Below are 8,597 nucleotides of genomic sequence, written 5' to 3'. Positions count from 1 at the left end.
CTTCAGTCAGCTCCTTGCGGTTCAAATACCCGCGTGCGACGCCGTCCCCGCCTACGTACAGCTCGCCGACGACGCCGATCGGCACCAGCCTGCGCTGCGCGTCGAAGATGTAGCTCGTCAGCGTCGGGATCGGACGGCCGATGTTGCTCAGGTTCGTTTCGATTTCGCGATCCGTTATTTCTTTGTAAGTCACGTGCACGGTCGTTTCGGTAATCCCGTACATATTGATCAGCCTTGTGTCCGGATACTTCGCCTTCCACGGCTTCAACATAACCGGATTCAGCGCTTCCCCGCCGAAGATGACATAGCGGACGGCAAGCCCGCTATCTGCACGCTGCAGCTCCTCATGGATCAGCGCATAGAACGCGGTCGGCGTCTGGTTCAGCACCGTCACGCCCTCCTGCCGCAGCAGGTGCGCGAATGCCTTCGGGTTTTGCGCCGTAGTCTTCGGTACAACTACGCATCTGCCGCCGTGCAGCNACGTATAAATGATGTAGGCCATATCTTGCGGTCCGCCCATCGGTTCCAAATCTGCCGTATCCCCGGCGTACAGCTCGGTATCGCTCATGTCCAGCGTGACGCCGTCAAAAGGCACTTTTCCGATCAGATGAGGCTGTGCCAGCATAACGCGGGCACCGCTGTCCTCCAGCATGAACTGCGTGCGTTCCTGCGGATAGTCCGGATCCAGCGGCACATACGCCCCGCCGGCTTTGAGCGTCGCAATGATGCCGACGATCATGTCGAGCGAGCGCTCTGCGAGCAGGCCGACCCTGTCGTCCGGCCCAACGCCATGGCTGCGGAGTACGCGAGCCAGACTGTTTGCGCGTTCGTTCAGATCACAGTACGTCAGCTGCTCCTCGCCGCAGGTAGCAGCGATGCGATCCGGTGTCCTTAGGACCTGCGCCTCAAACAAGCCGTGGATCGTTTGATCCTGCGGGAATGTCGCCCCAGTCTGGTTAAACTCCTGCAACTGCTGAATTTTTTCCGCGTCAGTCAGCATATCGATATCCGCCAACCTGATATCCGAATCGGTAGTTACAACTTGCAAAAGTTGCAGAAAATGCTGCCCAATCCGTTCTGCAGTCGCACGCTGAAATAAAGCGGTACAGTATTCCAGGTGGAACGATAGTCCGTCATCGGTTTCGGCCGCCTCAAGCGACAGGTCGAATTTCGCGATGCCTCGTTCAAATTCATACGGCGAAACGGCAAGATCAGCGGTACGAATCGTATCATCCCCCGTATTTTGCAGCACGAACAAGACGTCAAACAACGGATTGCGGCTCAAATCACGGCGTACGTCAAGCTTTTCGACGAGCTCTTCGAACGGATAATCTTGATTTTCAAAGGACTTCAAGGACGCTTCCTTCACTTCCGATAAAAACTGCCGGAACGATTTATCGGCCTTAGGGAAGCTGCGGATCGCGAGCGTGTTGACGAACATACCGATTGTATGTTCAATATCCGCGTGCGGTCTTCCGGCAATCGGAGAACCGATGATCACATCTTCCTGGCCGGTATATTTCGCTGCAAGCACGTTATAGGCGGCAAGCAGCACCATGTAAAGCGTCGTCCCCGAATCCGCAGCCAGCTTGTGCAATTCCTTCAGCAGCACCATGCCTGTGTCAAAAGAGAGGCGTTCTCCTGCAAAGCTCTGCACGGGCGGCCTGGTATAATCAGTCGGCCAATCGAGTACGGGGATTTCACTGGCAAAAGCGTCCAGCCAGTACGTTTCCTGGCGCTTCAGCACCTCATTTGACAAGCGTTCGTTCTGCCATACGGCAAAATCTTTATATTGTAAACGGAGCTCAGGAAGGTCGCCGCCCTCATACAATTCGGCAAATTCACGAATGAGCACCGATACGGAAATACCATCGGAGATGATGTGATGCATATCGCATAGCAGCAAGTGACGTTCCGCAGACAAACTTACAAGACCAACCCTCATCAAAGGTGCTTGACCTAAATCGAATGGCTTAACGAAATCGTTTATGATTGCAGCAACGTTATCCTCATTCGCCTCGATAACTTCAACGTCGAACGGGACTTCAGCATGCACCTTCTGCACCGGCACGCCGTCCACGGTATGGAAGGAAGTACGCAGCGCTTCGTGCCTGCGGATCAGTCCCCGGAACGCGTCCGTAAACCGCTCACGATCCAGCTTTCCTTCCGCCAGCATGGCATCCGCCATGTTATAGCTTGTGCCCGTCTCATCCAACTGATGGATCACATACATCCGCTTCTGCGAAGGCGATACCGGATAATGCGCGCTTACCGGCGCGGGCTCTATGGCTAAATAACTCTGCTCATCCGAACGGAGCATGAATGCGGCGACAGCGGCAATCGTCGGCGCTTGGAAGAACGTGCGCAGCGGTATTTCGACACCGCACGCTTTGTGCATGTGCGAGATGAGCATCATCGCTTTCAGCGAGTGGCCGCCGAGCTGGAAGAAATCGTCATGAATGCCGATTTGGTCATGATCCAGCACCTCCTGCCACACGGAGGCCAGCTTCGCCTCCATCACATTCGTCGGAGCGACAAAAGTGCTTTCGAAGTGCATTCCGCCGTCGTGCGCCAACAGCGCTTTACGGTCCAATTTTCCGTTTGGCGTAAGCGGCATTTTGTCAAGCTGCACGAACTGGGAAGGGACCATATATGCCGGCAGCAAGGTTGACAGATGGCCGCGAAGCTCCGCAATCGTCAGCTCATTCCGCGCAACAAGATAGGCGCACAAATATTTTTGCTGCATGCGGTCGTCCCTGGCGATGACAACGGCTTCCTTGATGCTGCTGTGCTTCATCAAGCTAGCTTCGATTTCACCTAATTCGATGCGGTAGCCCCTTATTTTAACCTGATGGTCGCCTCTTCCGAGGAATTGAATGTTACCATCCGGCATCCATCTGGCCATATCGCCCGTGCGATACATGCGTCCCCCAGGCACAAACGGATTATCCACAAACTTGTCAGCGGTCAGCTCCGGCTGATTGTAATAACCGCGCGCAACCCCGGATCCGCCGATGCAAAGTTCGCCGGGAACCCCGATGGGCAGCAGTCTGAGCTGCGGATCCAGCACATAAAATTCCATATTCGGCAGCGGCTTTCCGATCGGCACATTGCCGAAGTACGGTAGTGTTGCTTCGGTGTGTTCGTAAAAGCTGGAATCGATACATGCTTCCGTCACGCCGTAGCTGTTCACAATTCGCATAGCACCGCCGAAGCGAGTACGCAGCTGGGCAAAATCTTCGGCAGAGCAGCTGTCCGAACCCAGAATAAGCAGCTTCAATTGGCTTACGTCCAGCCCCTGATCGTAAATATATTGCATCAAAGGCACGATGAGCGCCGGCGTCGATTCAAAAATATTGATTTGATAGTTCCGAATCAATTCGTAGAGCGAAGCCGGATCGAGCTTTACATCATTCGGACAAATGATCAGCTTGCCGCCGTTCAGCAAGGCTCTGGCCATATCCCCGGCAAATACGTCGAATGCGAAGCTCGCCATCTGCAGCAAGTTGACCTGGAACGTATCCAGCTGATACGCCTCTCTCCAGGCGAAAGCCACATTCGTGTAGCTGCCGTGTTCGATCATAACGCCTTTGGGACGGCCTGTCGTACCGGATGTATAGATGATATAGGCAAGTTGGTTCTCGCTAGGGCTGATCCCCAGATTGGACGAAGCTTCTGAGTATAACCCGTTATCCTCAAAACAGATGATTTCTTTATCAAAAACGACCCGGCCTGTAAGTGCCCGATTGGATAACAACAGCTCCGCACGGCTATCCGCCAGCATGTACCCGATCCGTTCGTCCGGATACTCGGGATCGATCGGCAAATAAGTGCCTCCCGCTTTCCAAACTGCGAGTACGCCGATCAACATATCAATTGAACGCTCCACCATAATCCCAACAACGCTCTCCGATTGAATCCCCTTCAGACGTAGCTTCCGCGCGAGCTGATTCGCCATACTATTAAGCGCCCGATACGTCAGCATATCCTGTTCGCAAACGACTGCCACCTGATCCGGCGTTTTCTTCGCCTGCTCTTCAAAGAGTTCCGGGAACGTCTTTCCTGACGGATATGCGCGGTGCGTCTCATTGAACCGTTCCAAGAGCAGCCGCTTTTCATCCCCCGTTACGATGGCGATATCCGTCAATGCGATATCCGGACTTTCCGTCACACTTTTCAAAATTTCGATATAATGTCCAGCCAGACGCTCCATTGTCGATTTCGCAAACAGCTTGGTGCTGTATTCCAGTTGGAAGACAAGCTCCAGTTCTTTCTCCGTCGCTTCCAAGGAAAGATCGAATTTGGCGATACGGTTATCCGGCATGGAAGGCACGAAAGTCAATGAATCGCCCATTTCCAGCTTCATCAGGTCTCTCATCTGTAAGCTGAACATCGTATCGAATAATGGATTCCTGCTCATATCCCTAGCGACATCCAGCTTTTCCAGGAGCAGCTCGAACGGATAATCCTGATGCTCGAAAGCAAGCAGTGCGTTCTGCTTCACATCCTCCAGAAAAGCGCGGAAACTCAAGCTTGCCATTGGCCGGTTGCGGAGCGCCAGCGTACCGACAAACATGCCGATCGTATGCTCCACATCCGGGTGCGGTCGGCCTGCCACCGGTGTCCCTACAACGATATCCTCTTGATTCCCATATTTGGCAAGCAGAACGTTGTATGCGGCAAGCAGCAGCATGTACATCGTCGTCCCCGTTTCTGCGGCAAGACGGTTTAGTCTGACCATCAATTGATGGCCCGTACCGAACATGATGCTGTCGCCTTCAAAGCTTTGCACCGAAGGTCGCGGGAAATCCGTAGGCATACCCAGTACAGGAATATCCCCGGCAAACGTTTCAAGCCAATATGCTTCATGCTTATTTAATGCGCCTGACTCCAAAGCATGGTTTTGCCAGACCGCAAAATCTGTATAAGGCACAGGTGTGGCCGCAGGTTCCATGCCCCGGTATAATGCCGCCAGTTCGCCAACGAGAATCTCGATCGACAGCGCATCGGAGATGATATGATGCATGTCAAACAGGAACAGATGGCGATGTTCGGCGATTTTGGCAAGTCCGATTCGAATTAATGGCGCTTGATCCAGTTCAAATGGCCGGACAAATTTAGAAACCAGAACCTCGATAGCGTCATCCGGCCCATGTTGATAATGTTGAATGGTAAAATTTACGTGTTCGTGTACTTTTTGCACAGGGTGTCCATCCAAGGTGTGAAAAGAAGTGCGAAGCATGTCATGACGAGCAGCCAATCGATTGAAGGCGGCTTCCAATTGACTTGGAACAAGCGGTCCTTCTACGGTAAAAACGCCAGGCATATTATAGGTCGTTCCCGTGCCTTCGAACTGGTTGAGCACATAAAGTCGCTTCTGAGATGAGGATAGAGGGTAAAATTCCTGCTGTTCAGCGGGTAAAATCGAGGTGTAAGTTTCTTTAGTCGCTTGATCGATATAAAGAGAAATCTCTGCAATCGTTGGCGTCTCAAACAAAACGCGCAGCGGAAGCTCTACGGATAGAAGCTGATGAATGCGCGAGATGATCTGCATCGCCTTTAAAGAATGTCCGCCCAGTTCAAAAAAGTTGTCTAGCAGGCCGATTCTCTCCTGCTCCAGGATCTCCTCCCAGATCAGAACAATCTGTTCTTCCGTTTGAGTGCTTGGCGGCATATATTCACGGCCCGTCACAGCGGAACCTGCTGGTCTTGGCAGTGCTTTGCGGTCAATCTTTCCATTCCCTGTCATCGGCATTTTATCCAAATGTACAAAATACGAAGGAATCATGTAGCCCGGAAGCTCCAGCGCGAGATGCATGCGCAGTTCAGAAACCATGAGCTCCGTATCGCTAATCAAATAGGCGCACAAATAATTTTGCCCCTGCGCATCCTGTTGCGCGACCACGATTACCTCCTGAATCCTGGGGTGCTGAAGCAATCTGGTTTCGATTTCGCCGATTTCGATACGGTGTCCGCGTATTTTCACCTGATTGTCGATCCGGCCCAAATACTCCATCTCACCGTTTGGAAGCATTTTGGCCAAATCGCCGGATCTGTACAACCGCTCGCCCGGTTTATACGGATTCATGATGAAACGCTCCTGCGTCAGTTCGTCACGGTTTAAGTAGCCTCTGGCAACGCCTGCTCCGCCTACGTACATTTCACCCACTACGCCCATGGGCACAAGATTCTTGTTTGGATCAAAAATATAGCAGGTCAACGTCGGAATCGGCGTTCCGATGTTGCTAACATTCGTTTCGATTTCCTGTTCGCCAATCTCTTTAAACGTAACATGCACCGTTGTTTCCGTAATGCCGTACATATTAATCAGCTTCGTCTCCGGATACTTGTGCCGCCATGGCTTCAGCATCATCGGGTTCAACGCCTCGCCGCCGAAAATGACATATCGGATCGCAAGCATGCTGTCTTCCAGCTGCAGCTCTTCATTAATCAACGCATAGAATGCTGTAGGCGTCTGATTCAGCACGGTTACATTTTCTTGCCGGAGCAGCCCGGCGAAATCTTTCGGATTTTGCGCAATAATTTTCGGAACTACCACGCATTTTCCCCCATACAATAGGGCGCCGTACATTTCCCATACCGAGAAATCAAAGCTGAACGAATGAAATACGGTCCAGGCGTCATTCTCGCTAAAGGTAAACTGCAGCTTGTCGTTAAATAGCAATCGGACCACATTGCGATGCTCGATCATAACTCCCTTCGGCTTCCCTGTCGTACCGGAGGTATAGATGATATAAGCCATATCGGACGGCTGATTGACGACCGGCAAATTGGTACTTTCACCATAAGAAAGCCGCTCCATATCGATCGCCAAAACAATCCCCGTAAACGGCGCTTTTCCCTGCCAATGTACTTCCGTAAGCAAAATCAGGGACCCGCTGTCCTCAAGCATAAACTGGATACGTTCTTCGGGATAATCCGGATCCAGAGGGACATAAGCGCCGCCTGCTTTTAATATCGCAAGGATGCCTACGATCATTTCCACAGAACGGTCTACCATCAGACCGACCCGATCGTCAGGCTTTACGCCGTAATCGCGAAGCATTCTAGCCAATCGGTTAGCGCGTTCGTTCAACTCACGGTAGGTAAGGCTCTCTCTGCCGAAACGGACCGCAATGCGATCCGGAACCCTCTCCGCCTGTAATTCAAACATCCCGTGGATGGTTTGCTCCGCCGGATAATCGGCATCAATCCCTGATAAAATATGCAACAGCCGATGTTTCTCCTGCTCCGTGCAGAACTCCAGCTCAGACAACGGCTTGCCCGGATTGTCTAGTACATCTTTAAGCAGCACAAGCATGTGTTCCAACATGGCTGAGATTTCTTCACGCGTATATAGGCCCGTACGATAATCGATATCCAGCTGCAGTTGATCGATATCCATACGATCTTTGATATGTATGATGAAGTCGTTGGCTTCGTGCCCATTGCCGAACGGTTCCGTCACATACTCGATCTGATCCTTTTTCTGCCACTCCATAACTTGGTATTCCACGAATACGCCGAACAGCCTGCTGATGTCGCTGTGCTTTTCCCGCAATTCATTAACAAGTACGTTATACGGGTATTTTTGATATCTGAAAATGTTCATCTGTTTTTTGCCGACCTTGCGAATGAATGACAGCGCGTCTAGCTCGGGTTCTACCTGCATCCGAAACGGCGTCGTGCTGACGAACATGCCCAGCATATTTTTTTCTTTCGCATTCGTACGATTGGAAAAATTGGTGCCAAGCACGAGATCTTCTTGAGAAGTAACGCGGTACATGTATGTAAATAGCATAGCCACGAACAGCGTAAATAAACTGACGTTATGTTCTTTGCAAAATCCTGTAATCTCATCGCGGAGCGCCGGTGGAATGATCATCGATTCTCTCGCCGCTTCCGTGTTGACTCGATACAAATCGTATGTTTTCAAACTTGTAAATTCCGGTATATGCTGAAATTCCTCATGCCAAAATTTTTGATCTTTCTGGTAACGGTCCGAAGCCTCGTATTCAGGCTCTGATTGAACGTAGTCCACATACGAAAACTGCTTATTCGGAAGTGTGTCCGTCCCATTCACAAGACTTACATAGATATCGATGATTTCGTTGACCGCCAGCACCATAGAGATCCCATCCGAGATCAGGTGATGTATTTTGATATATACACGACCTTCGCCACCGCTAATTTTGAGAATAGCGAACTCAAACAAGTCGGCATCGTGAAGGTGAAAAGGCACTCTCATGCCTCTTTCGCCCCATTCACGTACGAGTGCATCGGCATCATCTTGGCCGCTAAAATCATAGAATGGAATTTCGAAGGGCGCAAATTCAGCAATATACTGACGCGGTTCACTGCTGTGCTCATCCAAAACACGCAGACGAATGGAGTCGTTCAGCCTGACGAAGTCGTTGATCGCTTGTTTTAACAATTCATAATTCAAATTTGCATCTTTTAGATTTAACGTACCGCCCAGGTTGGAAATACTTTTGCCCGGATAAAATTTCTCCGTGTACCAAATTCTTTTTTGCGCATGAGTTAACGGGTGAGTCGGTTGGTTCGACATTGGGTTCCCTCCACCATGTATAGTTCTC

Annotated in this window: 1 protein-coding gene; it reads right to left on the bottom strand. The window is 51.1% G+C overall.

Annotated elements, in window-relative coordinates; genetic code table 11:
* On the bottom strand, positions 1-8,569 hold an 8,569-nt coding region (locus tag ACFQZT_RS14725; protein ID WP_379301057.1), incomplete at its 3' end, for a non-ribosomal peptide synthetase.
* Between the last annotated feature and the right edge of the window lie 28 nt (positions 8,570-8,597).

It is taken from the genome of Paenibacillus sp. GCM10027628 (assembly GCF_042676385.1).
Classification (GTDB): Bacteria; Bacillota; Bacilli; order Paenibacillales; family NBRC-103111; genus Paenibacillus_E.
This window is presented reverse-complemented; position numbering and strand designations above follow the sequence as displayed.